1 protein-coding gene is annotated in these 1,317 nt (G+C 51.9%); it reads left to right on the forward strand.

Going from position 1 to position 1,317, the window contains the following annotated elements; genetic code table 11:
- Positions 1-302 precede the first annotated feature (302 nt).
- On the forward strand, positions 303-1,265 hold the full coding sequence (locus tag BMY49_RS17900; RefSeq protein WP_062363617.1) for a DUF4351 domain-containing protein: 963 nt from the start codon (positions 303-305) through the stop codon (positions 1,263-1,265).
- Positions 1,266-1,317: the final 52 nt, after the last annotated feature.

Here is a 1,317-nt window from a genome sequence, read left to right on the forward strand (position 1 = left end):
AACGATCAATCGCGTCAACACCTCGAATGGCGGCACCAAACCCGTAGCGCGGCGTAACGAAAGAGCGAGAGCAACGAGCGAAAGAGGCACCCGCGGAGGCGGCACCAGCCGCCCCGATTGAGCCACGGCGATTAATCAAACCCCGTTGGCATAATCGGCACCCTTAGCGGGGTGCTTCGCGGGTGCGCTCCGCTTACGCCGCGCTACGGATGCATCGCCAACGATACTCATGGGCGAGCACCCGCGGCCCGGCGCGACGGTCGGCGCTAGCCGCCCCGACTGAGCTACAGCAAGGAAAAGCCATGGCGAACCGTACAAGCCACGATCAAAATTTCAAAAACCTGATTTTGGACTATCCTCGCGAAGCCCTCGCTTTCTTTGCATCAGAAGAGGCTGGAGATTTACTGCCTAGCGTCAAAGTCACTCCTATTCGCCAGGAGCAATTAAAAGAGCGCCTGGGTGACAGATTTCATGAGCTAGACGTACCGTTGCTGGTAGAGTGGCCAAATGGGCAACGCGAAGCGCTACTGTTCACGCTAGAAGAAGAAACGGATCCCGGCCGTTTCTCGATCCACAGGCTGGCGCACTACACACTGCACCTGAGTGAGCTATTCGATACAGAACGAGTGGTACCGGTGGTGATTTTTTTGAATTCTAATAAAAAAGTGGCAGAAAGCCTGCATATTCGAAGTGAACGCCATAGCTACCTACAGTTTCACTATTTACATACACATTTAAATAAATTGCCGGCCAATCAGTATTTTAGTAGCCAAAATATCGTGGCGCGCCTGAATTTACCGAATATGGCATGGGCAGAGAAAGATAAAATCGATGTATACGCCAATGCCATACAAGGTCTGTTTTCGCTGGAACCAAGCATTGAAAAGCAACTCAAATACATAGACTTTGTCGATATCTACAGCGATTTAAGCACAGATGAAAGACAAGCCTACCAAAGGCGCTATCCTCAGGAGGAAAGCAAAATGGCTGGTTTAGCAGAGCGTCTTCGTACGGAAGGTATTCAGCAAGGCATGCAGCAAGGCATGCAGCAAGGCATGCAGCAAGGTATGCAACAGGGCATGCAACAGGGCCGTCAGCATGAAGCACAAAATATGCTGCGAAAGCTGCTCATGCTGAAGTTTGGCGAGTTACCGTCATGGGCCGATACCCAAATTGAGGCGGCTTCCATAGAGCAGCTGGAAAACTGGATGGAAGGCATATTGAGTGCCAACACATTGGAAGCCCTGATCGAACCTATTCAGTAACCGCTGACATTCACGCCATCACCAGCACCCCTCACGGGGTGCTTCGCGGGTG

Origin of the sequence: Vreelandella aquamarina, from assembly GCF_900110265.1 — a bacterium.
Classification (GTDB): domain Bacteria; phylum Pseudomonadota; class Gammaproteobacteria; order Pseudomonadales; family Halomonadaceae; genus Vreelandella; species Vreelandella aquamarina.

Bases quoted from the DNA above. Each gene is read 5' to 3' on its own strand.
- BMY49_RS17900 (WP_062363617.1), top strand. From the start codon at position 303: ATGGCGAACCGTACAAGCCACGATCAAAATTTCAAAAACCTGATTTTG.